The following is a 25281-nucleotide window of genomic DNA, read 5'->3' as shown; positions in this document are numbered from 1 at the left end:
GGCCGGGGCCGGGGCATCGGGGGTTTCCGGCTCGGCTTCCTCGGGCAGGTCGAGGCTGTAGCTGCAGCCGGCCAGGGTCTTGCCCGGGTGGGACTTCACGTTGGAGACGCTGAGCACGATGGACTCGATCATCGGCTCGCCGGTACGCGGGTCGGTGGTGTCCTGGCTGAGGACCTCGCGGCCGTACATGACCTTCTCCGGCGTATCGACGCCTTCCTCCAGCGTGAGCTGGCGGGCGAGCGGGCGCGGGTCGGGCAGGTCGAGGATGGCCATCACGCTGGGGCCGGAGAAGGCGATCTGCGAACTCGGGTGGCCGAACACGGTGATCGGGGTGTTGAGCGCGTACTCGGTCATGAACAGGTTGCCCTGCGGCAGCGGCCGCCAGCCCAGCGCGATGGCCTTGAGCGGATCGGCCAGCACCGGCTGCAGCGCGGCGAAGTCGGCCTCGCGGCCGCGGCATTCGATCAGCGCGGCGAGGTCGGGCTTGGCGGCGGGGGCGTCGGCGGCATGGGCGGCCGAGGCGGTGGCGGCCAGCAGCAGGCAGGCGGTCGGCAGGCAGAAGCGCGAAGACAGGGACATGGGCGGTCGAATCAGGTCAAGGTTTGGAAGAGCGCCAGCGGCGCAGCGCCCACCCCGCGAGGGGCAGCGCGGTGGCCAGCAGGCTGAGGACGAAGGCGATATAGATCGGGAAGAACGGCGCGGGCAGCGGCGCGTGCACGCTGCCCTGCCAGAACAGCGTGGCGACGAGGGCGAGGGAGAGCGCACACAGGACCGCCACCCGCGCCACGGGTACGCGGATCTGTACGCTGACCTCCGTGCGCCGGCCGCGCAGCCACCGGTATACGGCGCGCCACGCCAGCGGCATGGTCAGCATCGCGACCAGCGCGGCTACGCCGATCGCATCGACGGCCTCGCTGGAAATGACGCGTTCGGCCTCCGGCAACAGCCGCGGCCTGATGAAACCCAGTACGAGGATGGCCAATAGGCTGGCGCCGCACAGGAGCGCGGCCGCGCCCTGCGCGATGCGCGCGCTCCGCTGCAGGTGCCAGCGTCGCGTCACCCAGCCGCCCAGCAGCCGTGCGAGCGCCAGCACAAGCATCAGCGCGAGCAGCGCAGCCGCGAGCGTGGCGACTGAAGCGGCCACGGACAGCTTCCCGGGCGTCGCCACCGTGGCAACGGCAAACATCGAAGTCATCAGGACATCCGGCATGCTGCATCCCCTGCCATGGCCGTGGGCGCGGCGTTGGGTGCCGCGATGCCCGCATCATAAGCGAAGCGCTCAGCGCTCCCCGAGGTAGGGATCCTCGATGCCGAGCTCGGCCAGGATCTCGCGCTCCAGCTGTTCCATCGCCTCGGCTTCCTTGTCGTCCTCATGGTCCCAGCCCAGCAGGTGCAGCGTGCCGTGGACGGTGAGGTGGGCGTAGTGGGCGGCCAGCGCCTTGCCCTGTTCCTTGGCCTCGCGCGCCACCACCGGCGCGCAGATCACCAGGTCGCCGAGCAGCGGCAGCTTCACGCCCTTGGGCAGGCCTTCGGGCAGTTCGGCCGGGAAGCTGAGCACGTTGGTGGCGTAATCCTTGCCGCGGTAGTGCTTGTTGAGCGAGCGGCCCTCGCGCGCGTCGACCAGGCGGATCGCCAGGTCGGCCTCGCGGATGCGGCCCTTCAGCGCCGCGGCCACCCACTTGCGGAAGCTCACCGCCGCCGGCAGGCCGGCGCGGGGCAGGGCGTAGCTCACCGCCACGTCGAGGCGGACCGGACCGCGGGTCATGGCGCCACCCCCGTCTCGCGGTCGCTGGCTTCGCGCTTCTCGTAGGCGGTGACGATGCGCGCCACCAGCGGGTGGCGCACCACGTCGCGCGCCTCGAAGAAGGTGAAACTGACGCCGTCCACGTCGCGCAGCACGTCGATGGCGTCGCGCAGGCCGGACTTCACGTGCTTGGGCAGGTCGACCTGGGTGAGGTCGCCGGTGACCACCGCGGTGGAGCCGAAGCCCAGGCGGGTCAGGAACATCTTCATCTGCTCGATGGTGGTGTTCTGCGCTTCGTCGAGGATCACGTAGGCATCGTTGAGCGTGCGACCGCGCATGTAGGCCAGCGGCGCGATCTCGATGACGTTCTTCTCCAGCAGCTTGACCACCTTCTCCACGCCGAGCATTTCATACAGCGCGTCGTACAGCGGGCGCAGGTACGGGTCGACCTTCTGGCTGAGGTCGCCGGGCAAAAAGCCCAGCTTCTCGCCGGCTTCCACCGCCGGGCGCACCAGGATCAGCCGCTGCACGCGCGATTCGTTCAACGCCTCCACCGCGCTGGCCACGGCCAGGAAGGTCTTGCCGGTGCCGGCCGGGCCGACGCCGAAGTTGATGTCGTGCGTGGCGATCTGGTGCAGGTACTTGGACTGGTTGGCGCCACGGCCGCGCACGGTGCCGCGCTTGACCTTGATCGCCACGTCCTGCGGCGCGTACGCGCGCTCGACCACGTGGTCGACGTTGGCGGTGTTCAACCGCAGGTGGATGGCGTGGCTGTCGAAAGTGGTGTCGGCCGCTTCCTCGTAGAGGCTGTGCAGCAGCTTCTCGGTCGAATCGACCGCCTCGGCCGGGCCGGTGACGCGGAAGATGTTGCCGCGGTTGGCGATCTCCACGCCCAGGCGCAGTTCGATCTGGCGGAGGTTCTCGTCGAACGGGCCGGCGAGGTTGGCGAGGCGTTCGCTGTCGGACGGCTCGAGGGTGAAATCGCGTTGCGCGGGTGTGCTCATGGGGAACGTCGGGCGGCGCGCATCGGCGCGCACGCAGGGGGAAAGAGGGAGGGAAAGGGTAGCGCGTCGCGGGCGGCAGCGGCCACCGGCGGGATTCACTCCGGCTTAATTAAACGTCGATTTAAATATGGCCATGAGTCCTGCCCGTACCCCGCGTTCCCCCGCCAAGAAACGAGGCGCCGCCGCGCCGCGTCGCGCGCCCGGCCGTCCGGGTGGCGCCGATGCCGCCGACCAGCAGGCGCGCCTGCTCGATGCCGCGCTGGACTGCTTCGTGCGGCAAGGCGTCGCGGCCACGCGGCTGCGCGACATCGCCGTGCAGGCTGGTGTCACCCCGGCGCTGGTGAACTACTACTTCGGCGACAAGGAACAGCTGCTGCAAACCCTCGTCGCGCAGCGCCTGCTGCCCGCCGTGGCGCTGCTGGGCCAGCGCCTGGCGCAGGCCGGGGAGGATGTCGAGGCCACGGTGCAGGCGTTCGTCGCCGGCATCTTCGACATCGTCGAGCACCACCCGTGGTGGCCGCAGCTGTGGGTGCGCGAGGTGCTGTGCGAAGGCGGCGCGCTGCGCGACCTGCTGATGAGCGAGGTCGCGCCGACCACCGCGCGGCTGATGGTCGCGCGCTTCACCGCCGCGCAGGCGCGCGGGGAGATCCACCCGGCGCTTGACCCACGCCTGCTGATGACCTCGTTGATCGGATTGACCCTGTTCCCCATCGCCGGCGCGCCGATCTGGCGCGCGGCGCTCGGCGCGCAGGACCTGGATGCCGCGGCCATCGCCCGGCACGCACTGGCGCTGTTGCGCCACGGCATGACGCCGCCCTGAGCGGCAGGAGCAGCAGATGGATCGCAACATGCGTTGGATGACGGTGCTGGCCTGCGCGGCCGTGCTCTTGGCCGCGGGCTGCAAGCGCGAGCCGCAGCCCTTGCTCGGCACGCTGGAATGGGACCGCATCAGCCTGCCGGCAACGGCGTCCGAGCGCATCGTCGCCATGGACGTGCGCGAGGGCGACCAGGTGCGCGCGGGCACCCGCCTGCTGCGGCTGGAGCCGGACCGCACGCGCTCGCAGTTGCAGAGCCTGCAGGCGCAGACCAGCCAGCGCGAGCAATCGCTGCAGGAACTGGTCAACGGCCCGCGCCGCGAGCAGGTCGCGCAGGCGCAGGCGCAGTTGGCCGCCGCGCAGGCGCAGGCGCGCGATGCCAGCGCCTATTACGCGCGCCTGCAGCCGCTGGGCAAGCAGCAACTGGTCGCGGCCTCGGATGTCGACCGCGCCCGCGCCGCCGCCGGTGATGCGCAGGCGCAGGTGCGCGCCGCCGAACAGGCGCTGCTGGAACTGCGCAACGGCACCCGCGCCGAGGAACTGGCGCAGGGCGAATCGTCGCTGCGCGCCGCGCAGGCCGAGGCGGCGGTCCAGGCCGTCAACCTGGACAAGCTCGACATCGTCGCCCCGCGCGATGGCCGCGTGGACAGCCTGCCGTACAAGCTCGGCGACCAGGCGCCCGTGGGCGCGGCGCTGGCGATCATGCTGGTGGGCGAATCGCCTTATGCGCGCATCTACGTGCCGGCCACCGTGCGTTCGCGCGTGGCGATCGGCCAGACCTTGCCGGTGACCGTGGCCGGCAGCAGCGAAGTCTTCCAGGGCCGCGTGCGGATGATCCGCAGCGAGCCGATGTTCACCCCGTACTACGCCTTGTCCGGCAGCGATGCCGAGCGCCTGACCTACCTGGCCGAAGTGCAGCTGCCGGCCAGCGCCAACCGCCTGCCGGTCGGCGTGCCGGTACAGGTGCAGCTGGCGGATGCCGCGCATGAGTGAGCCGGCCGCCCGGGCCGTCGCCACGCCGCCCGCCGCGGGCAGCGATGACGGCATGGCGATCCATGCGCGCGGCGTGACCAAGCGCTTCGGCGATTTCACCGCCGTGGACCACGTCGACCTCGACGTCCCGCGCGCGCAGGTCTACGGCTTCCTCGGCCCGAACGGCTCGGGCAAGTCCACCACCATCCGCATGCTGTGCGGCCTGCTCACGCCGACCGAGGGCGAGATCGAGGTGCTGGGCTTGTCGATCCCGCGCGAGGCCGAGGCGCTGCGGCGGCGCATCGGCTACATGACCCAGCGTTTCTCGCTGTATGAAGACCTCACCGTGCGCGAGAACCTGATGTTCCTGGCGACCGTGCAGGGCCTGCCGCGCGCGCGCCGCGCGAGCCGGGTGGAGGAACTGCTGCACGCCTACAACCTGGAGCAGCTGCAGAAGCAGCTGGCCGGCACGCTCAGCGGCGGCCAGAAGCAGCGTCTGGCCCTGGCCGGCGCGGTGGTGCACGAGCCGCAGCTGTTGCTGCTGGACGAACCGACCAGCGCGGTCGACCCCGAATCGCGGCGCGATTTCTGGGAAAAGCTCTTCGACCTTGCCGATGCGGGCACCACGCTGCTGGTCTCCACGCACTACATGGACGAGGCCGAGCGCTGCCACCGCATCGCCATCCTCGACCGCGGCCGGCTGGTCGCCAACGGTACCCCGGCCGAACTGACCGGCCAGCTGGAAGGCCGCACGCTGGGCGTGCGCAGCGATTCGCTGCGGAAGGTGCAGAAGCAGCTGCATGCCATCGACGGCGTGCTCTCGGTGGCGCAGGTGGGCAACGAGCTGCGCGTGCTGTGCGCGCCGGGCCACGGCGACCCGGACACCGTCGCCGCGAAGCTTCGGCAGGAAGGCATCCAGGCCGAGGTTGCGCCGATCGAGCCGAGCCTGGAAGACGTCTTCGTCGCCGCCACCCGCCGCCATGCGGAGGGTCAGGCATGAAGCTGGCGCAGATCTACGCGGTGATGGTCAAGGAATTGCGGCAGATGACCCGCGACCGCATGACCCTGGCGATGATGATCGGCATCCCGACGCTGCAGCTGCTGCTGTTCGGCTATGCGATCAACCTGGACGTGCGCCACCTGCCGGCCGCCGTCGCCGACCAGGCCAACACCACCGGCTCGCGCATGCTGGTGCGCGACATGCTCTCCACCGACGTGATCAAGCCGGTGGCCAGTGCGCAGACGCCGGAGCAGATCCAGGCGCTGATCCGCGCGGGCACCATCGAGGTGGGCCTGGTGGTGCCGCCGGATTTCGAGCGGCGCCTGAGCGAGGGCAGGGAAGTGATGCAGGTGATCGTGGACGGCGCCGACACCTCCGTGCAGGCGGCGGCCCGGCAGCTGGCGCAGACGCCGCTGGACGGACGCATGTCCACCGCGCAGTCGGCGGCGCGCATCAGCGTGTTGCCGCTGTACAACCCGCAGCGGCAATCGGCGATCAACGTGGTGCCGGGGTTGATCGGCGTGATCCTGACGATGACGCTGGTGATGTTCACCGCGATGGCGATCGTGCGCGAGCGCGAGCGCGGCAACCTGGAGATGCTGATCACCACGCCGGTGAGCAGCGCGGAGCTGATGATCGGCAAGGTGCTGCCGTACATCGTGGTGGGGTTGGTGCAGGCGACGGTGATCCTGGTGCTGGGCGGGTGGCTGTTCGACGTGCCGGTGGCGGGCGGGTTGTTAGCGGTCTACATGGTGTCGATGCTGTTGATCGTGGCCAACCTGAGCATGGGGTTGTTGATATCGACGATCGCGCAATCGCAGTTCCAGTCGATGCAGATGACGTTCTTCCTGTTCCTGCCTTCGATGCTGCTGTCGGGCTTCATGTTCCCGTTCGACGGGATGCCGGCGCCGGCGCAGTGGCTGGCGGAGGTGTTGCCGCTGACGCATTTCATGCGGTTGATCCGGGGGGTGATGCTGCGCGGGGCGGGGCTGCCGGAGTTGTGGCATGACGCGCTGGCGCTGGTGGGATTCAGTTTGCTGATGATGGTGCTGGCGGTTATGCGGTTTCGGAAGCGGCTCGATTAGGGTTTCTGTGCGGTGAGTTGCGTTGCCTTGCGGTGCGGGCACCGGGCTGGCGTATAGGTACGTCACGGCTCGGGCGAACATCCTGTTCAACTCGCCGCCGCGGGCCATCCATGGCCCGCTGACGTACCTATACGCCAGCCCGGCGCTAGGCGCCTCAGTGTTCCCACTTCGATAAAGCGCGCACCAGAAGGTGGGTGGGGGAAGAGCAAAAGCACTCGTCTTCACCCTTTCCAATAACCAATCCTCACCTCGCCTTTGCTCTTCCAATCGCGGCTTCCTGCGCCTTGTGGGAGCGCGTTGGCTTTGGCTTGTGTCGTCCGGTCGAGGGGATTCGGAGGGGCTGTGGGGAGGGCGCCCTTTCGGGACCGTTGGCGACATGGATGTCGCCGACGAGCCCCCATGGATGGGTTCACGGCGTGTCCCGAAAGGGCGCCCTCCCCACAGACCCCACGAGACCCACGAACAGCAGATCAACATCGAAGGCCGAAAAAGCACAAACGCCCGCAGCCCAAAAAGAAAAGGGCGGCCAACGGCCGCCCCATCCAAAACCTGTCCCGCAAAAATCACTCAGCCCCGACAACCCGCCCGCGCAGGGAGTTGCTCAACGCCTCGGTGATCAGGACGTCGACGAACTGGCCTACCAGCCGCGGATGCGCGGGAAAATTCACCGACCGCATGTTCTCCGTCTTGCCGGTCAACTCGTTCGGGTTCTTCCGCGAAGGCCCTTCCACGAGCACCGACTGCACCGACCCGACCATCCCCTCGGATATCTTCGCCGCATACCCGTTGATATGCGCCTGCAAGCGGGAAAGCCGCGCATGCTTGGTCGCCTCCGGTGTGTCGTCGGACAGATCGGAAGCCGGCGTACCCGGCCGGCGCGAATAGATGAAGGAGAAGCTCTGGTCGAACCCCACGTCCTCGATCAACTTCATCGTCTTCTCGAAGTCCGCATCGGTCTCCCCCGGGAACCCCACGATGAAATCCGAACTGATCGAAATATCCGGCCGCACCGCGCGGAGCTTGCGGATCTTCGCCTTGAACTCCAGCGCCGTGTAACCGCGCTTCATCGCGCTGAGGATCCGGTCGCTGCCCGCCTGCACCGGAAGATGCAGGAAGTTCGCCAGCTGCGGCACGTCGCGATACGCGTCCACCAGCGAATCGCTGAACTCCAGCGGGTGCGAGGTGGTGAAGCGGATGCGGCCCACGCCCTCGATCTGCGCGATCGTGCGGATCAGCAGGCCCAGGTCGGCGATCTCGCCTTCCCCATACGGCCCGCGGTACGCGTTGACGTTCTGGCCCAGCAGGTTGATCTCGCGCACGCCCTGCGCGGCCAGCTGGGCGACTTCCACCAGCACGTCCTCGAACGGCCGGCTCACTTCCTCGCCGCGGGTGTAGGGCACCACGCAGAACGAGCAGTACTTCGAGCAGCCTTCCATGATCGACACGAACGCCGACGGACCTTCCGCGCGCGGCTCCGGCAGGCGGTCGAACTTCTCGATCTCCGGGAAGCTGATGTCCACCTGCGGGCGGCCGGACTGGCGGCGCTCGCGGATCAACTCCGGCAGGCGGTGCAGCGTCTGCGGCCCGAACACCAGGTCCACGTACGGCGCGCGCTTGACGATGGCCTCGCCTTCCTGCGACGCCACGCAGCCGCCCACGCCGATGATCACCGGCTTGTCGCCGGCCTTGAGCGCCTTCCAGCGGCCGAGCTGGCTGAAGACCTTCTCCTGCGCCTTCTCGCGGATGGAGCAGGTGTTGATCAGGATGACGTCGGCCTCTTCGGGCACGTCGGTCAGTTCCAGGCCCTCGGCGTCGGCGAGCACGTCGGCCATCTTGGCCGAGTCGTACTCGTTCATCTGGCAACCGTGGGTCTTGATGTAGAGCTTGCCGCGCGCGCCGCCGGGGATGGCTTTGCGCACGCCGGGCAGGGGGATGAGCCCCGCTGCAGGGGCGGCGGTGTCCACGACGGGCGTGGCGAGGGTTTCAGAGGCGGGCGTCCCGGGCATGGCGCTTATTCCAGACGGGTGGCGGGCAGGCGGCCCCGAAGGGGCCGAACGAAGCCGCGCATTGTACGCCGGGCGCGGGGATCGCGCTGAATCGCAAGGGTTTTCGCCCCGGAAGGGGGCAAAAAGGGGCCGTCGCCCCGGAACACGCGCCCCGCACTTGGATTCCCCGCCCGGAGGCCGGATACTCCGCGCCATGAAGGGGATGCTGGGGAAACTGGGGCTCGCGCTCGTCATTGCGCTGCCGGTCGCACCGGCCAGTGCCGGCACTGTGTACAAGTGCATCGGTGGCGACGGCGTGCCCAGCTATGTCAGCAAGCGTCCGGCCGGTGCGTCGTGCACCACCGTCGGCCAGTTCCGCGGCGGCACCCCGCGCGCGGCCAGCCGCCCGCGTCCGGCCGCCCCGGCCGTGGCCAAGGCCGAACCGCCCGCCTCGGTGGCCAAGGCGCTCGCGCCGGCGTCGGTGCCGGTGGCGGCCAATGCCGCCGCCGTCGCGCCCTCCGGCCCGCTGCCGGCCACCGCCGCCGCGCTCGCGCCCAAGGCCATCACCCCCGCGCCGCTGCCGGCGCCGACCACGCCCCCGCGCCGCGTGGTCAGCGGGCAGGTCTACTCCTATATGAAGGACGGCGTGCGCCACTACACCAGCGCCCGCCCCACGCAGACCGCCAGCATCCAGGGCCTGCGCACCATCCGCTACAGCTACATCGAGACCTGCTACGCCTGCGGCCTCAACCCGGGGGTGAACTTCGGCGCGGTGCGGCTCAACACCAATGCCTATGCCACCGAGATCGCCGCGGCGGCGCGCGAGTTCGGCGTGGAGGAGGCGGTGGTGCGGGCGATCATCCATGCCGAGTCGGCCTACAACCCCACCGCCCTCAGTCGCGCCGGCGCGCAGGGGCTGATGCAGCTGATGCCGGCCACCGCGCGGCGCTTCGGCGTCAGCGACTCCTTTGATGCATCGCAAAACATCCGCGGCGGCGTGCAGTACCTGTCGTGGCTGCTGAAGCGCTTCAACGGCAACCTGCAGCTGGCCGCGGCCGGCTACAACGCAGGCGAGGGCGCGGTCGATCGCCACGGCGGCGTGCCGCCCTACAGCGAAACCCAGCGCTACGTGCAGCGCGTGGGCATCCTCGCCGAGCGCTACCGAGGCGCCACCGCCAGCGCACGCTGAGCCGGCCGGCCATGCGGCCCATCACGAAAAGCGTCCGGACTGCATTGTCTGGCCATTAAGCCTTCCGCTACACTCGGTGCGGATTCATTCCCGGCCTGACCCCCAGCAGGCCGCTGGCAGCCGCAAGCTACCTAAAAACAAAAGATCGGAGAGCCGGATGGCCAACGATGGGGTTAACGAACCCGCCAACACGGGGCGTCGACGGTTTTTGACCGCGACAACCGCTGTGGTCGGTGCGGTAGGAGCAGGTTTTCTCGCAGTTCCGTTCATCAAGTCGTGGAATCCCAGTGCGCGTGCCAAGCTGGCCGGCGCACCGATCACCGCCGACATCACCGCCCTGCAGGAAGGCCAACGCCTGATCCTGGAATGGCGCGGCCAGCCGATCTGGATCGTCAAGCGCTCCCAGGCGATGCTCGACGCGTTGCCCTCGCTGGACGGCCGGCTCAAGGACGCCAAGTCCGAGAACAAGGACCAGCAGCCGGCCTACGTGCTCAAGAACCCCGAGTTCCGCTCGATCAAGCCGGAGATCTCCGTGCTGGTGGGGCTGTGCACGCACCTGGGCTGCTCGCCGGAGATGGTGGCCGAGATCCGGCCCGAGCCCTATGACCCGGAGTGGAAGGGCGGCTACTTCTGCCCCTGCCACAAGTCGCGCTTCGACATGTCCGGCCGCGTCTTCAACGGCGTGCCGGCCCCGATCAACCTGCTGGTGCCCCCCCACCACTACCAGGACGACAACACCATCGTCATCGGCGTGGATCAGTCCTCCGGCGGCGCCGCGCCCACCACGGGGGCTGCCTGACCATGGCCAACATCCTTGTCCGTACCGCCAACGGGGTGTTCGACTGGGTCAACGCCCGCGCCCCCGGCCTGATGCCGGTCTACCGCAAGCACGTCAGCGAGTACTACGCGCCGAAGAACTTCAACGTCTGGTACTACTTCGGCTCGCTGGCGCTGGTCGTGCTGGTGAACCAGATCGTCACCGGCATCTTCCTGACGATGCACTACAAGACCAGCGCGGCCGAGGCGTTCTCCTCGGTCGAATACATCATGCGCGACGTGGAGTGGGGCTGGCTGATCCGCTACATGCACAGCACCGGCGCCTCGCTGTTCTTCATCGTCGTCTACCTGCACATGTTCCGCGGCCTGATGTACGGCAGTTACAAGAAGCCGCGCGAGCTGGTGTGGATCCTCGGCATGCTGATCTACCTGGTGCTGATGGCCGAAGCCTTCATGGGCTACGTGCTGCCGTGGGGCCAGATGTCGTTCTGGGGCGCGAAGGTGATCATCTCGCTGTTCGGCGCCATCCCGGTGATCGGCAACGGGCTCACCGAATGGATCATGGGCGATTACCTGCCCAGTGACGCCACGCTCAACCGCTTCTTCGCCCTGCACGTCATCGCACTGCCGCTGGTGCTGCTGCTGCTGGTGGTGCTGCACCTGGGCGCGCTGCACGAAGTGGGTTCCAACAACCCGGACGGCGTGGAGATCAAGAAGGGGCCCAAGGGCAACCGCTGGTCGCCCAGCGCGCCGACCGACGGCATCCCGTTCCACCCGTATTACACGGTGAAGGACATGGTGGGCGTGGGCTTCCTGCTGGTGCTGGCGGCCTTCATCATCTTCTTCGCGCCGGGCTTCGGCGGGCTGTTCCTGGAGCACGACAACTTCACCGAGGCCAACCGCCTGGTGACCCCGGAGCACATCAAGCCGGTGTGGTACTACACGCCTTACTACGCGATGTTGCGCGTGGTGCCCAACAAGCTCGGCGGCGTGCTGGTGATGTTCTCGGCCATCGCGATCCTGTTCCTAGTGCCGTGGCTGGACCGGGCCAAGGTCAAGTCGATCCGCTACCGCGGCTGGATTTCCAAGGTGGCGCTGGGCGTGCTGGCGGTGTGCTTCGTGTGGCTGGGCATCATCGGCTCCGGCCCGGGCACGGACATCCATGAGACCTACATCGGGCGCGTGCTGACCTTCCTGTACTTCGCCTTCTTCATCACCATGCCGCTGTGGACCACGCTGGACAAGACCAAGCCGGTGCCGGAACGGGTGACGACGCATGACTAAGACGCGATGGACCACCCGCCTGGCGCTGCTGGCGTCGGGCCTGCTGCTCAGCGCCAGTGCGATCGCCGCCGAAGGCGGTGGTGCGCTGCTGCAGGCCGGTAACGACCTCGGCGACCAGGCCTCGCTGCAACGCGGCGCCAAGCTGTTCATGAACTACTGTTCGGGCTGCCACTCGCTCAAATACCTGCGCTATTCGCGCATGGCCAGCGACCTGGGGCTGAGCGAGGAAGAGGTGATGAACCACCTCAACTTCACCGGCGCCAAGATCGGCGACCACATCGAAGCCTCGATGCCCAAGGATGGCGCGACGCAGTGGTTCGGCAAGGCGCCGCCGGACCTGAGCCTGATCGCCCGCGTGCGTGGCGTGGATTGGCTGTACACCTACCAGAAGTCCTTCTATCCGGATCAGAGTCGACCGCTGGGGTGGAACAACAAGCTGTTCCCCAACGTCTCGATGCCGCATGCCTTGTGGGAACTGCAGGGCATCCAGACGCCGGAATACGGCGAGCCGGAAGCGCCGGGCATGGACAAGCCGGTGGTGGCGCTCAAGCTCACCACGCCAGGCAAGCTGAGCCCGGCCGAGTACGACCAGGCCGTGCGCGACATCACCAACTTCCTTGAATACGCCGGCGAGCCGGCCGTGCTCAAGCGCCAGAGCATGGGCGTGTGGGTGGTGCTGTTCCTGGCGTTCCTGACCTTCCTGGCCTACCTGGTGAAGAAGGAATACTGGAAGGACGTGCATTGATCGACGCGGCGGCCCACGCGGCCGCCGCGCCACAGGCTCCGGGGCGCAGCATTGCTATTGGCTTTTGTGACGGCTGATTGCACACTCGGGCCACGGGGCGACCATCGGCACTGGGCCGGCGGCGTCGTTGCGACCGGCGGATTCCGGTCGCTGGAGAGCCTTGAATGGCGACGAGTGTGCGTATGCGGAATACCCTGACCCTGTTTTCCTCTACCGATGACGTCCTGTGCCATCGCGTGCGGCTGGTACTGGCCGCCAAGGGCGTCACCTTCGACCTGGTGGCGGTGGATCCGCAGAATCCGCCCGAAGACCTGATCGACCTCAATCCGTACCACTCGGTGCCCACGCTGGTGGAGCGCGAACTGGTGCTGTACGCGGCCTCGGTGGTCAGCGAATACCTGGACGAGCGTTACCCGCACCCGCCGCTGATGCCGGTCGATCCGCTTTCGCGCGCGCGCCTGCGCCTGGCGATGCTGCGCATCGAGCACGACTGGGTGCCGCAGGTGCAGGCCATCCAGCTCGGCAACAAGACCCAGGCCGAAGCCGGCCGCAAGCGCCTGAAGGAACTGCTCACCGCCTCGGTGCCGCTGTTCAAGGCCAGCAAGTTCTTCCTCAACCCGGAAATGAGCCTGGCCGATTGCGCGATGGCGCCGATCATCTGGCGCCTGCAGTCGCTGGACATCCCGCTGCCGAAGGACGGCAAGGCGATCGAGGATTACGGCAACCGCATCTTCCGCAACCCCGGTTTCATCCGCAGCCTGACCGATCAGGAAAAGAAGCTGCGCGACATGCCGGTCTGAGGCCACGCTGACCGGTCCGCGGCACGCGCTGCGGGCGGGGAGGCGCGCATGTGGCGCGGGCGCGTAAACTGTCGCGCATGAGCGAAGACTTCCCCCGCATGACCAGCCACCGTCCGTACCTGCTGCGGGCCCTGGTGGAGTGGATCAACGACAACCAGATGACCCCGCACCTGCTCGTGGACGCCGGCCTGCCCGGCGTGCAGGTGCCGGCCGGCGCGGTGAAGGACGGCCGCGTCGTCCTCAATATCGCCGAGCGCGCCGTGGTGCGCCTGAGCATCGACAACGACGGCATCAGCTTCACCGCGCGCTTCGGTGGCGTGAGCTATCCGGTGCAGGTGCCGATGTCGGCGGTGCTGGCGGTGTACGCCCGCGAGACCGGGCAGGGCATGGCGCTGCCGGACGACCTGCCGGGCACCGGCGGCACGCATGACGAGCTGGACGGCGAGATGGACGAACGTCCGGATCCGGAAGACACCCCGCCGCCGGCCGGCAAGCGGCCGCATCTGCGGGTGGTCAAGTAAGCGAGAGGGGAGGGGCTTCAGCCCCGGCCCCTCAGCCTTCCTCGCCGCGCGGCCGCAGCGGCGTCACCGTGGCCATCGCCGGGCCGGTGAACGACACCAGCTCACCCCCACGCAGCACCATGCGGCCACTCTGGCGGTCCACGCCATCGTGCGAATAATCGAAGCGGAACGTGCGCTCCAGCCCCAGTCGCCCGCTGGGTAGCCGGCATACGCGCGTGCCGATGGCGTGCACGCTCTGGTCGAGCCACTGCACGTCCGCCGCGCGGCAGGCGTTGCGGCCCAGGGTCTCGGCGCGTTCGGCGGCGGCGCGGGCGGCGTTCCACCAGGCGAAACCGGCCGCGCCCAGGATCATCAGCAGGATCAAGGTCATCGCCGCACTGTGCCAGCCGGCGCCGGTGCGCACAATCGGGCTTCAGCGGCCTGAACCAGTTCACCGGCACGCGGTTGCCTGGGCAGGCTTCCGGCCCCATCTGAGGGATTCCCCCGCGCGCGGCGCTACCCTGCGCGCAGCGTGTCCCGTCGAGGCCTGCCATGCATCCGGTCCTGCGCCGATTCCATCCCGTCACCGCCCGCTGGTTCCAGCGGCGCTTCGGTGCGCCCACCGCGGCGCAGGTCGAGGCGTGGCCGCGCATCCTCGACGGCGGCCACACGCTGGTCGCCGCGCCCACCGGCTCGGGCAAGACGCTCACCGCCTTCCTGGCCGCGCTCGATGGCCTGCTGCGCGAAGGCCTGGCGCAGGGCGGCGCGCTGCCCGATGAAACCCGCGTGCTGTACATCTCGCCGCTGAAGGCGCTGTCCAACGACATCCACATCAACCTCGAAGTGCCGCTGCAGGGCATCGCCGAGGTGCTCGCCGAGGACGACCTGCCGGCAGTCGACATCCGCACCGCCGTGCGCACCGGCGACACCCCGCAGCGCGAGCGTGCCGCCGCGCGCAAGCGCCCGCCGCACATCCTGGTCACCACGCCCGAATCGCTGTACGTGCTGCTGGGCTCCGAATCCGGGCGCGAATCGCTGCGTCATGTGCGCAGCGTCATCGTCGATGAAATCCACGCGGTGGCGGCCGACAAGCGCGGCAGTCATCTCGCGCTGAGCCTGGAGCGCCTGCGCGCGCTCACCGGGCGGGTGCCGCAGCGGATCGGCCTGTCGGCCACGCAGAAGCCGATCGAGCGGGTGGCGCGCTACCTGGCCGGTGCCGATGGGGACTGCGCCATCGTCGATATCGGCTACACGCGCGAACGCGACCTGGCGCTCGGCCTGCCCCCGACGCCGCTGTCGGCGGTGATGTCCAACGACCAATGGCAGCAGGTCTACGAGGAAGTCGCCACGCTCGCGCGCGCGCATCGCACCACGCTGGTGTTCGTCAACACGCGGCGCATGGCCGAACGGGCCGCGCGCCATCTTGGCGAGCGGCTCGGGCACGATCGCGTCGCCGCGCACCACGGCAGCCTGTCGCGCGATATCCGCCTGGCCGCCGAGCGCCGCCTGAAGGCGGGCGAGCTCACCGTGCTGGTCGCCACCGCCTCGCTGGAGCTGGGCCTGGACATCGGCGATGTCGACCTGGTGGTGCAGCTCGGCTCGCCGCGCTCGATCGCCGCGTTCCTGCAGCGTGCCGGCCGCGCCGGCCATGCAGTGGATGGCACTCCGAAAGCACGGCTGTTCCCGGCCTCGCGCGATGAACTGGTCGAATGCGCCGCGCTGCTCGACGCCGTGCGCCGCGGCGAGCTCGATGCGCTGCGCATCCCCGAGGCGCCCATCGACGTGCTCGCCCAGCAGATCGTCGCCGAGGTGGCCTGCGCGGACATGGACGAGGATGCGCTGTTCGCGCTCGTCACCCGCGCCACGCCGTATGCGGCGTTGACGCGCGCGCGCTTCGACGAAGTCGTGCGCATGCTGGCCGATGGCTTCAGCACCCGGCTCGGCCCGCGCGGCGCCTACCTGCACCGCGACGCGGTAAACCGCCGGCTGCATGCGCGGCGTGGCGCGCGCATGACCGCGCTGACCTCCGGCGGCAGCATCCCGGAAACCGGCGATTACACCGTCGTGCTCGAACCGCAGGCCGAACACATCGGCACGGTCAACGAGGATTTCGCCATCGAAAGCCTGGCCGGCGATGTCTTCCAGCTTGGCAACACCAGCTACCGCATCCTGCGCATCGAGCCGGGAAGGCTGCGCGTGGAGGACGCGCAGGGCATTCCGCCGAACATCCCGTTCTGGCTGGGCGAGGCGCCCGGCCGCAGCGACGAGCTCTCGCACGCGGTGGCGCGGCTGCGCGAGGACATCGCCGCGCGCCTGCCGCGCGATGGCCGCGAGGCCGTGCACCGCTGGCTGGCCGATGACCTCGCACTCGGCGAGGAGGCTGCACGCCAGCTGCTCGACTACCTGGCGCAGGCGCAGGCCGAGCTCGGCGCGCTGCCCACCCAGGCCTGCATCGTGATGGAACGCTTCTTCGACGAAAGCGGCGGCACGCAGCTGGTCATCCACACCCCGTTCGGCAGCCGCATCAACCGCGCGTGGGGCCTGGCGCTGCGCAAGCGCTTCTGCCGCAATTTCAATTTCGAACTGCAGGCCGCCGCCACCGAGGACGCCATCGTGCTGTCGCTGTCCACCAGCCACAGCTTCGATTTGATCGAGGTGTCGCGCTACCTGCATTCCAGCTCCGCCGAACACGTGCTGGTGCAGGCGCTGCTCGACGCGCCGCTGTTCGGCGTGCGCTGGCGCTGGAACGCCACCAACGCGCTGGCGCTGCCGCGCTTCACCGGCGGGCGCAAGGTCGCCCCGCAGCTGCAGCGAATGAAATCCGAGGACCTGCTGGCGACGGTGTTCCCCGACCAGGTCGCGTGCCTGGAGAACATCGTCGGCGAGCGCGAGGTGCCCGACCACCCGCTGGTGGCGCAGACGATGCACGACTGCCTGCACGAGGCGATGGATACCGCCGGCTGGCTGGAGGTGCTGCGTGGCCTGGAGGCCGGGCGCATCCAGGTGGTGGCGCGCGATCTCGCCGCGCCTTCGCCGCTGGCCGCCGAGGCGCTCAACGCGCGACCCTACGCGTTCCTCGACGATGCGCCGCTGGAAGAGCGCCGCACGCAGGCCGTGCAGACGCGCCGCTATCGCGACCCCGAAAGCGCCGACGACCTGGGCCGGCTCGATCCCGATGCCATCGCCGCGGTACGCGAGGAGGCATGGCCGCAGCCGCGCGATATCGAAGAGATGCACGAGGCGCTGGCCTCGCTGGGCGTGATCCGCGCCGATGAAGCCGCCGCCGAAGCCGGCTGGCTCGACTGGTTGCAGGCGCTGGCCCGCGCCGGCCGCGCCAGCTGCTTGCGTGATGAAGCGGGCGGGGTATCGCTGTGGGTGAGCGTGGAGCGCATCGCGCTGTTCGCGCCGTTGTATCCGCAGGCCGCCGCACAGCCGGCGCTGCGCATCCCCGACGACTGCCGCGTCACCGACTGGCAACGCGAAGCCGCGTTGCGCGAACTCGTGCGCGCCCGCCTTTCCGGCTGGGGACCGACGCCGGCCTCGCTGCTCGCCAGCACGCTGCACCTGCCGCTGGCCGATATCGCCCGGGCGTTGCAGTCGTTGCGCAGCGAAGGTTATGTGATGGCCGGGCCGTTCAGCCCCGGCGCGACCGAAGAGGAATGGTGCGAACGCCACCTGCTGGCGCGCATCCATCGCTACACGCTGGGCCGCCTGCGCCGCGAGATCGAACCGGTCGCGCCGCGCGACTATGCGCGCTTCCTGTTCCAGTGGCAGCGCGTGGATGCCACCGCGCGGGTCACCGGCCCGGAGGCACTGGCCGGCGTGCTCGCGCAGCTGGAAGGCTTCGAGGCGCCCGCCGCGGTGTGGGAAGCCGAACTGCTGCCGGCGCGCGTGCGCGACTACCAGCCCGACTGGCTCGACGAACTGTGCACCGCCGGCCGCATCGCCTGGCGCCGGCTGCGCCCGGCGCAGGCCGCGCGCGGCGGCGGCAGCCTGCGGGCCGCGCCAGTGGTGCTGCTGCCGCGCCGCGAAGCCGCGCGCTGGCAGCTGCTCGCCGCCGAGGCCCAGCCCGACGAGGCACCGCTGGGCTCGCGCGCGCAGCGCGTGGCCGATTACCTCGATGCGCACGGCGCCAGCTTCTTCGACGAGATCGCCGATGCGCTGCATCTCATCGCCACCGAGCTGGAGGATGCCCTCGGCGAGCTGGTGATGCGCGGGCGCCTGCATTGCGACAGCTATGCCGGCCTGCGCGCGCTGCTGGTGCCGGCGTCCAAGCGGCCTTCGGCGCTGTCGCGGCAACGCCGGCGCTTGTCGCTGCACGGCATCCGCGACGCTGGCCGCTGGGCACCACTCCGCGCGCTGCCCCCGGCACAGGAGGGCGAGCGGCGGCAGGAGGCGGTGGAGCACGTCGCGCGCACGCTGCTGCGCCGCTATGGCGTGATCTGCTGGCGCCTGCTCGAACGCGAGGCGGCGTGGCTGCCGTCCTGGCGCGAGCTGCTGCGGGTTTACCAGCGCCTGGAAGCGCGCGGCGAAATCCGCGGTGGGCGTTTCATCAGCGGACTGTCCGGCGAACAGTTCGCGCTGCCCGAGGCGATTGGCCTGCTGCGCGAGGTGCGTCGCGCCGCACCGATGCAGCAATGGACGTGCGTGTCGGCGTGCGACCCCGCCAACCTGCTCGGCGGCGTCCTCTCCGGCGAGCGCGTGCCGCGCGTGCCCGGCAACCGCGTGCTGTATTTCGATGGCTTGCCCGTCGCCGCGCGCGTGGCCGACAAGTTCGTGGCGTTGCCTTCGCTGGAACCCACGCAGGCGATCGTCGCACATGAGCATCTTGGCTTGGTGCCACGCGCGCCGGCGGTGCCTGCGGCGGGCTGAAATCGCGGCGCAGGAACGGGGTGGACCGGGCCGGGTGTGCGCATCGGTCGCGGGGGCAATGCGTTTGCCCTGCGACGCTTCGAAGAGTCGCCCGGCGTGCGGGCGCCTAGCCTGCAAGCTCCATCCCAACGGAGTCTTGCATGCTGTCCCCTTCGATATGCGACCAGGTACGGCGGACCGCGCCATTGCTGCAGGCCGAGGGCCAGGCCCTGACCCGCGCGTTCTATGCACGCCTGTTCCGCTTCCACCCCGCCTTGCGCGAAATGTTCAACCAGGGCCACCAGCATGACGGCGAGCAGTCGCGCGCGCTGGCCGGCGCGGTGACAGCCTATGCCCTGCACGTGGACGACCCGACGCCGCTGCGCCCGTACCTGGCGCGCATCATGCACAAGCATGTCAGCCTGGGCGTGCGGGCGGAGCACTACGACCTGGTGGGCCAAGAACTGCTCGCGGCGATGGACGAGGTCTTCGCCGGCCGGCTGGATGCCGCCACCCGTGACGCCTGGGCGGCGGCCTATGGGCAACTGGCCACGCTGATGATCGAGGAGGAGGCGGCCATGTACCGCGCCAGTGCCGTGGGCGAGGGCGGCTGGACGGGCTGGCGCAGCTTCCGGGTCACCGGCCGGCACTGCGAAAGCGAGCAGATCGTGTCCTTCGAACTGGCGCCGGCCGATGGCGGGCGGGCGCCGGATTTCCTGCCCGGCCAGTATGTCTCCGTGCGCGTGCAGGTGCCGGCGCTGGGCTTTTCCCAGGTGCGGCAGTACAGCCTGTCGGCCGCCCCGGACCCGCGCACGTTGCGGATTTCGGTGAAGCGGGAAATCGGAGGCGAGGCGGCGCCGGACGGACACGTCTCCAACGTGCTGCACGACAGCGTGTTTCCCGGCGACCTGCTGGAGCTTTCACCGCCGGCCGGCGAGTTCGTCCTGCGCGGTACGGGCCACACGCCGGTGGTGCTGATCAGCGCCGGCGTGGGCGCCACGCCCTTGCTGTCGATGCTGGCGCGCCTGCTCGAACAACCTTCGCCGCCGCCGATCAGGTTCCTGCATGCCTGCCGGAACGGCACCCTGCACGCGTGGAAGCAACCGATGCGCGACCTGGTGCAGCGCATGGGCCCGTCGTCGGTGCGGGTGTATTACGAACGTCCCGAGCCGGGCGACGTGATCGGGCGCGACCACGACCACGCCGGCCGCATGGACCTGGCCGCCGTGCGCGAGGACGTGGTGCTGCCCGACGCCGACTACTACCTCTGCGGGCCGAAGGGCTTCATGCGCGAGCAGGCCGGGGCCTTGCGCGCATTGGGCGTCTCCGCCGACCGCATCCACGCCGAGGTGTTCGGCAGCGGGGATTGGCAGACCTAGCGCGGGCGGGTGGAAGGTGGGCGCGCGCGCTGCGTCTTCGGCGAGGGGCGGCGCGAGACGTGCGGGTCGTCGGCCACGTGCCAGCGCCACGGGTGCTCGGCCGCCCTGCTGATGCCGATGCGCGGCGAGGCGACGGGCGTGGCCGGCGGCGGCGTGCCGTCGTCGCCGATCCACAACCGCGAGCCGCGGCGGCACAGGTCCAGGCCGTTGTCGCCGCCGTTCACCCCGAAGGCCTGCGCCAGCCGGCCGGGACCGGCGGCGAGCAGGCGCGGGGCATCGGTGCCGCGCGCGCGGGCCATCGCGTCGAGACCCGCCAGTGGTTCGAGCGCGCGCAGCAATACCGCGTGCCCGGGCGCGGGGCCGCCGCACACCGCGTTGATCGCCCAGTGCATGCCGTAGATGAAATAGACATACAGATGCCCGGGCGGCCCGAACATCACCTCGGTGCGCGGGGTCATGCCGCGGAACGAGTGGGCGGCTGCATCAGCGGCGCCGCGATAGGCCTCGACTTCCACGATGCGTCCGCGCCGGCCATCGGCGGCGACCAGCACCTTGTTGAGCAGGCGCGGGGCGACGACGAAGGCGTCGTCGTCGTAGAAGGCGCGGGGCAGGGGACGCATGCCCACAGCGTAGCCGGTGCTGCGTAGTTTTACTGGCCACGGGCGGGTAGTTCCTCGGTAGCCCTGCGGGCGGGGAGTTGCACACTGGGGTTACGCCCCGAGGAGCCTGACGATGTCCATGCCTTCGATACGCCCGCTCGCCTTGGCCGCCTTGCTGCCGCTGCTGGGCGCGTGTGCGTCCTCCGGTTCGAGCACGGCCGCGAGCTCGCCCGTGCCTGAGCTCAAGCCGGGCGTGCCCGCCGGCTATCTCGGCCGCGACCTGCCCGACAGCCTCGCCCTGCTGCCGGCCCCGCCCGCGCCCGGCAGCGCCGCCTTCGCCAATGACGAAGCCGTGCATGCCGCCGCGCAGCGCCTGCGCGATACCCCGCGCTACGCGCAAGCCACGCGCGATGCTGACCTGAGCTTCCCGGCCGCCAGCGACAACTTCGCCTGCGCGCTGGGCGTGCCGATCGACGCGCAGGCCACGCCGCGGCTGTACATGCTGCTGCGGCGCACGATGGTGGACGCCGGGCTGGGCACCTACGGGGCCAAGAACCAGTACCAGCGCGTGCGGCCCTTCATGCTCCACGAGGAGCACACCTGCCTGGCGCGCGACGAGGAGGCGCTGCGCAAGGATGGCTCCTATCCGTCCGGGCACACGGCCATCGGCTGGACATGGGCGATGGTGCTGACCCAGGTCGCGCCGGCGCGCGCCAACGCACTGCTGGCGCGCGGGCGCCAGTTCGGCGAGAGCCGGCTGGTGTGCAACGCGCACTGGCAGAGCGACGTGCTCGAAGGCCGTGCCGTCGCCAGCGGGGTGTTCGCCAAGCTGCAGGGCAATGCGGATTTCCTCGCCGACGTGGCCGCCGCGCGCAAGGAAGTGGCGGCGCGGCAGGCGGCCGGCGCCACGCCCACGGGCTGCGAGACGGAAGCGGCGGCGTTGGCGACGCCGGTGCCGGGGGTGCTGTGAGGCCGTGACGGCGCGCTCATCGCGTCGGGGCGATGCTGTGGGCTCGCTTTCCGGAGCCATGCGATGCGCACGACAGGTGCCGATCCCGGCTTTCCCGACGCCGAGGCCTACGCCGCCGAGACCGCCCGCCATGCCGCGGGCGAGCGGGTGGATCTGCAGGCCGAGCAGGCGGCGGTGACGGCGGCCTACCGGAACCAGGTGATGCTGGATTTCAACGATCACTGCCTGCGGCTGGCGGTGTTCGAAGGGGCGTACCGCTGGCATCGGCACCCGGACAGCGACGAGCTGTTCGTGGTGGTGGAGGGAGAGATGGAGATCGAACTGGCGGGCCACGCGCCGGTGCGGCTGGGGCCGGGGCAGGCGTTCGTGGTGGTGGCGAACACGGTGCACCGCACCCGCGGCCTCGGGCGCACGGTGAACCTGACCTGCGAGAAGCAGGCGGCGCGCACGGAGTTCCTGGAGGGCCCGGGGCCGTAGCGGGCAGGTAGCGAACGACTTGGCTTCGGCGCGGGACTCGGGCTAGAATGCGCCTCCCGCGTGGAAAGGCGGCCCGGCTGGACGGGCGCATAGCGAAGGTCCGAGAGGATCGTCCCACGCAGGCCCGGTTCCAGTACCCCTCGTGGGGCCATAGCTCAGCTGGGAGAGCGCGTCGTTCGCAATGACGAGGTCGGGAGTTCGATCCTCCCTGGCTCCACCACTATTCAAAAAAGCCGCCCTCTGGGCGGCTTTTTTTTTCAATAACTTATGCCCATCCGCATGCCCGTCTGCGTGATTCGACCAGCGTGGGCAGATTATCTGCAGCTCGATCCAGCGATCTCCGAAATCTAGCAGGTCAGACATCTGTACATTTCGCATGGGGGGAGAGCAAAGTTGCTTCGGCCATGCGGATTCGAACGGCCGCTCGACGTGGAAAACAATTTACCGGTGCTATTGTTCACTTCTCAATCAAGGCCAGATCAGGCTGGAAGCCATGGAGGGTGCTATGCACGACGATCATCGTCCGTACGCCAGGTTCACCTCAAAAGCGAATCTCGATAAGTCGGTCAATTCTTTGCTCGGAATTATTGAGGGCATAGCGATCGACGGAAGAATCAATGAACTAGAGCTCAGCTACCTCAATCTTTGGGTGTCGGAGCATCAAGAGGTTCGATTCCTGCATCCATTCAATGAATTGATCCCCGTTGTGGAGAGGTCAATATCTGACGGAGAACTCGACCGGGAAGAGCGAGAAGATATTCGCTGGCTCTGTGAACGTCTCCAGTCCAGGGAGTTTTATGATGCAGTCTCCGCTGACCTGCAGCGGCTGCATGCCATTTTGGGTGGCATCATTGCCGACACGCGGATTTCCGAAGACGAGCTGCGAGGTCTCTCTGATTGGCTGGCCGACCACGAGCACTTGAAGACCTGTTGGCCATTCGACGAGATACAGAGCTTGGTGACGGGAGTTTTGGTAGACGGGAGAATTGATGAAGAAGAGCACGAAATGCTCGGTGCGTTCTTCGCCGACTTCACCTCTTTGCTAGATGACCGGACGATCACGAGTGCTCCGATCAAGGACGGAGGCGCGATCATGGGCCTCTGTGCAACAGACCCGGATGTCGTGTTTGATCAGCGTGGATTTTGCTTCACGGGCGCATCGGCCAAGTTCAGTCGACAAGAGTTGGAGGCGATGGTGACTCGCCTTGGAGGCGTTGCGCATGCGTCGCCATCAAAGAAAGTGCACTACGTGGTTGTGGGTGGTGAGGGGAATCCGTATTGGGCGTTCGCTTGCTATGGACGGAAAATTGAGAAGGCAGTCAAGCTGCGGAAGGAGGGGCATCGAGTGGTCATTATTCATGAGCTCGATTTCCATGATGCGGTGGCGGATGGGTCCTGATCTGGTGGAGAGTAGTTCGGATTGACCGGGTATCCGGATGGCTGCCTTTGCCACTTTCTAAGTTTGGGAATTGGGAGCCTGGGGATGCTGGATGTGCCTGCGATTGTGTTCGATGTCGGGGTGTAAGCGGGGGGGTGCTATGGGTTTTTACCGTAGGGGCTTGGCCTGTGGCAGGACGAGAAGAATCGCGCCCGGTCACTAGGTCGGATGATCGATGCAGGGGGGGGGTATGTCTGGGTGGACCGATGAAGAGTTGCAAGCCGCAGTTGATGCCTACTTGTGGATGCGCGAGCAGGAGCATGCGGGAGCGCGGTTTGTAAAAAAGGATGTTTATCGGGATCTCGCCGAGCGGTACGGGCGTACCATAGGCGCTTGGGACTACAGGATGCAGAACATTTCCTCCGTTCTGGAGGATATCGGCGAGCCGATCATTTCCGGGTTAATGCCTGCAAAGAATGTGGGTCCGACTGCCAGCGGCAAGCTGATCAGGATGATTCGTGATCGAGACGCAGGGCAGGAGGGGCGAGCGTATAAGTATGGCGAGAAACGAACCTGGGAACTTGCCCTGGACGCGCTGCAGGCACTTGGTGGGGCCGCGACGCTGAGGGAAGTCACCCAGCACGCGCTGGAGCGATCGCCCGATCTTAAGGCTCGCAATGTCGGCGCCGATCTGAGCCTGCTGTCTGTGAACTCGCCAGCACGAACGTCATATCACGGCAACCACAAGCCGCGTCGTACAGATGGCGGGGCATCATATGATCGGCTGTTCAAGGTCGGACAAGGCCGAAACGCGGTTTACGAGCCATACCTGCCTGAAGTACATGGCGTGTGGGAAATCTATCCGGATCCGTCTGCGGGTAACCAGCGAGGTTTGTCCGTCCGGCAGGTCGCCGACCCCGCCAGCATCGGGGTGTCCAAGGCCGAAGACGAGGCTGATTCGGCAGGTACGTTCGAGCCAGAAAGCATCATTGACGCCCGTGACCGGGTGTATTCGAGCATTGTTCGGCGTCGTGGGCAGTCGGAGTTCCGCAAAGCGCTGCTTGCGGCCTATGGTGGGCGATGTGCAGTGACGGGTAGCGATGTAATCGAGATACTCGAAGCCGCTCATGTGCATCCGTATCGGGGCGCAGCGACCAATGTGACAGCGAATGGGCTACTGCTTCGCGCTGACATCCATACGCTGTTTGATTTGTACCTGATCAGCATAGATCCCCCGACGCGCACGGTGTGCATCTCGCCCAAGCTGGCTAGGACGATGTGTGCCGAACTTCGGGGAGTCACACTGCGTAACCCTGGTGGGTCGCAGCACATCGTTAGCCACTCTGCGCTGGAATGGCACAGAGCTCAGTGCCATTGGTGACTAATGGAGCCCGATGCGCCAGATGGCGGCCGGTTTGAGAAGGCTTTGCCAGCAGGCGAGCTGAGTGCTTTGTAGTGCAAACTTCTTGATATGGCAGTATATGAAGGAGTTAATCGTGGGAATGCCTCGTCAATCCTGGCATTCCTACGAAGGGACTCGGATCGCCTCCGGCGGCGACATGGAAGGCAGCCGGCTTTCCACATGTAGCCTAGTGACCCGCGCCGCGCAAACTGCCTGCCCAAGGTGGGTTGTCGATGGCCGTGACGATGTTGCACCGCGAAGCCATGGCACCATCCCCCCATGCCACCCACCCCCGACCCCTGCCTCTTATACTCATCTGACGCTG

23 protein-coding genes and 1 tRNA gene are annotated in these 25281 nt (G+C 68.3%); 17 read left to right on the top strand and 7 right to left on the bottom strand.

All coding sequences use genetic code 11. The annotated features are described in order from the left end of the window. From ARC20_RS14465 to ARC20_RS14450, 4 genes are all read right to left on the bottom strand, one after another. Positions 1–579, bottom strand: a 579-nt coding sequence (locus ARC20_RS14465; RefSeq protein WP_057648337.1) for a hypothetical protein, incomplete at its 3' end; no start/stop codon positions are given. 16 nt (positions 580–595) lie between these two features. Continuing rightward, entirely contained in the window at positions 596–1210 is a 615-nt protein-coding gene (locus ARC20_RS14460; protein WP_108143578.1) for a hypothetical protein, read from the bottom strand. A gap of 69 nt (positions 1211–1279) precedes the next feature. After that, positions 1280–1765, bottom strand: a complete 486-nt coding sequence (gene ybeY / locus ARC20_RS14455) for an rRNA maturation RNase YbeY (RefSeq protein WP_057648334.1) — start codon at positions 1763–1765, stop codon at positions 1280–1282. After that, complete coding sequence (locus tag ARC20_RS14450; protein ID WP_057648331.1) at positions 1762–2748, bottom strand: PhoH family protein; 987 nt, start codon at positions 2746–2748, stop codon at positions 1762–1764. Before ARC20_RS14450 ends, ybeY begins: the two co-directional genes overlap by 4 nt. 133 nt (positions 2749–2881) lie before the next feature. Between ARC20_RS14450 and ARC20_RS14445 the strand changes: the two genes are divergently transcribed. Genes ARC20_RS14445 through ARC20_RS14430 form a run of 4 tightly spaced genes read left to right on the top strand, consistent with a single transcriptional unit; the run spans position 2882 to position 6620 of the window. Continuing rightward, positions 2882–3568: a TetR/AcrR family transcriptional regulator gene (locus tag ARC20_RS14445; RefSeq protein WP_057648348.1), complete on the top strand. Its 687-nt coding sequence runs from the start codon at positions 2882–2884 to the stop codon at positions 3566–3568. Between the two features lie 16 nt (positions 3569–3584). Beyond that, a complete protein-coding gene (locus ARC20_RS14440) occupies positions 3585–4556 on the top strand; it encodes an HlyD family secretion protein (RefSeq protein ID WP_237642600.1) in 972 nt (323 codons plus the stop codon). A 58-nt stretch (positions 4557–4614) separates the two neighbouring features. Next, entirely contained in the window at positions 4615–5535 is a 921-nt protein-coding gene (locus ARC20_RS14435; protein ID WP_057648345.1) for an ABC transporter ATP-binding protein, read from the top strand. Next, positions 5532–6620 carry an ABC transporter permease gene (locus ARC20_RS14430; protein ID WP_057648329.1) on the top strand — a complete coding sequence of 363 codons (1089 nt, stop codon included), beginning with the start codon at positions 5532–5534 and terminating at the stop codon, positions 6618–6620. Before ARC20_RS14435 ends, ARC20_RS14430 begins: the two co-directional genes overlap by 4 nt. A gap of 563 nt (positions 6621–7183) precedes the next feature. On the opposite strand, the gene miaB is transcribed toward ARC20_RS14430, so the two are convergent. Further along, positions 7184–8626, bottom strand: a complete 1443-nt coding sequence (miaB, locus tag ARC20_RS14425; protein ID WP_057648327.1) for a tRNA (N6-isopentenyl adenosine(37)-C2)-methylthiotransferase MiaB — start codon at positions 8624–8626, stop codon at positions 7184–7186. A 193-nt stretch (positions 8627–8819) separates the two neighbouring features. Between miaB and ARC20_RS14420 the strand changes: the two genes are divergently transcribed. The 6 genes from ARC20_RS14420 (at position 8820) to ARC20_RS14395 (ending at position 13921) form a co-directional block, all read left to right on the top strand. Further along, positions 8820–9794, top strand: a complete 975-nt coding sequence (locus ARC20_RS14420) for a lytic transglycosylase domain-containing protein (protein ID WP_057648326.1) — start codon at positions 8820–8822, stop codon at positions 9792–9794. A 157-nt stretch (positions 9795–9951) separates the two neighbouring features. Beyond that, positions 9952–10593, top strand: a complete 642-nt coding sequence (petA, locus tag ARC20_RS14415) for a ubiquinol-cytochrome c reductase iron-sulfur subunit (RefSeq protein WP_057648324.1) — start codon at positions 9952–9954, stop codon at positions 10591–10593. 2 nt (positions 10594–10595) lie between these two features. After that, positions 10596–11855 (top strand): cytochrome b, encoded by a 1260-nt coding sequence (locus ARC20_RS14410; protein ID WP_057648323.1) that lies wholly within the window; start codon positions 10596–10598, stop codon positions 11853–11855. Then, on the top strand, positions 11848–12600 hold the full coding sequence (locus ARC20_RS14405) for a cytochrome c1 (protein ID WP_057648321.1): 753 nt from the start codon (positions 11848–11850) through the stop codon (positions 12598–12600). The genes ARC20_RS14410 and ARC20_RS14405 overlap by 8 nt, the downstream gene beginning before the upstream one ends. Positions 12601–12764: 164 nt before the next feature. Further along, on the top strand, positions 12765–13400 hold the full coding sequence (locus ARC20_RS14400; RefSeq protein WP_057648319.1) for a glutathione S-transferase N-terminal domain-containing protein: 636 nt from the start codon (positions 12765–12767) through the stop codon (positions 13398–13400). A 77-nt stretch (positions 13401–13477) separates the two neighbouring features. Beyond that, a complete protein-coding gene (locus ARC20_RS14395) occupies positions 13478–13921 on the top strand; it encodes a ClpXP protease specificity-enhancing factor (protein WP_057648317.1) in 444 nt (147 codons plus the stop codon). A 31-nt stretch (positions 13922–13952) separates the two neighbouring features. Here the strand turns inward: ARC20_RS14395 and ARC20_RS14390 are convergent, their stop codons facing one another. Next, positions 13953–14291, bottom strand: coding sequence for a DUF3301 domain-containing protein (locus ARC20_RS14390; protein WP_057648343.1), 339 nt, complete (start codon positions 14289–14291; stop codon positions 13953–13955). Positions 14292–14452: 161 nt separating this feature from the next. Here ARC20_RS14390 and ARC20_RS14385 point away from each other — a divergent pair, with 161 nt between their 5' ends. Next, positions 14453–18772, top strand: a complete 4320-nt coding sequence (locus tag ARC20_RS14385; RefSeq protein WP_081418214.1) for a DEAD/DEAH box helicase — start codon at positions 14453–14455, stop codon at positions 18770–18772. A gap of 140 nt (positions 18773–18912) precedes the next feature. After that, a complete protein-coding gene (hmpA, locus tag ARC20_RS14380) occupies positions 18913–20130 on the top strand; it encodes an NO-inducible flavohemoprotein (RefSeq protein WP_057648316.1) in 1218 nt (405 codons plus the stop codon). Here hmpA and ARC20_RS14375 read toward each other — a convergent pair. Further along, positions 20127–20750 (bottom strand): DNA-3-methyladenine glycosylase, encoded by a 624-nt coding sequence (locus ARC20_RS14375; RefSeq protein ID WP_057648314.1) that lies wholly within the window; start codon positions 20748–20750, stop codon positions 20127–20129. The two genes, hmpA and ARC20_RS14375, sit on opposite strands and share 4 nt — an antisense overlap. Positions 20751–20862: 112 nt before the next feature. Between ARC20_RS14375 and ARC20_RS14370 the strand changes: the two genes are divergently transcribed. The 5 genes from ARC20_RS14370 to ARC20_RS18030 all read left to right on the top strand — a co-directional run bounded on the left by ARC20_RS14370 (position 20863) and on the right by ARC20_RS18030 (position 24935). After that, positions 20863–21699, top strand: a complete 837-nt coding sequence (locus tag ARC20_RS14370; protein ID WP_081418213.1) for an acid phosphatase — start codon at positions 20863–20865, stop codon at positions 21697–21699. A 63-nt stretch (positions 21700–21762) separates the two neighbouring features. Further along, a complete protein-coding gene (locus tag ARC20_RS14365; protein ID WP_057648312.1) occupies positions 21763–22176 on the top strand; it encodes a cupin domain-containing protein in 414 nt (137 codons plus the stop codon). Positions 22177–22320: 144 nt separating this feature from the next. Then, positions 22321–22396, top strand: a tRNA-Ala gene (locus ARC20_RS14360). Positions 22397–22681: 285 nt separating this feature from the next. Then, positions 22682–23575, top strand: coding sequence for a BRCT domain-containing protein (locus ARC20_RS14355; RefSeq protein ID WP_057648339.1), 894 nt, complete (start codon positions 22682–22684; stop codon positions 23573–23575). 229 nt (positions 23576–23804) lie between these two features. Beyond that, positions 23805–24935, top strand: coding sequence for an HNH endonuclease (locus ARC20_RS18030; RefSeq protein WP_161809495.1), 1131 nt, complete (start codon positions 23805–23807; stop codon positions 24933–24935). Positions 24936–25281: the final 346 nt, after the last annotated feature.

It is taken from the genome of Stenotrophomonas panacihumi (genome assembly GCF_001431645.1).
GTDB classification, from domain to species: Bacteria; Pseudomonadota; Gammaproteobacteria; order Xanthomonadales; family Xanthomonadaceae; genus Stenotrophomonas_A; species Stenotrophomonas_A panacihumi.
The sequence above is the reverse complement of the archived record's forward strand: the minus strand, read 5'-3'. Positions and strand labels throughout refer to the sequence as shown.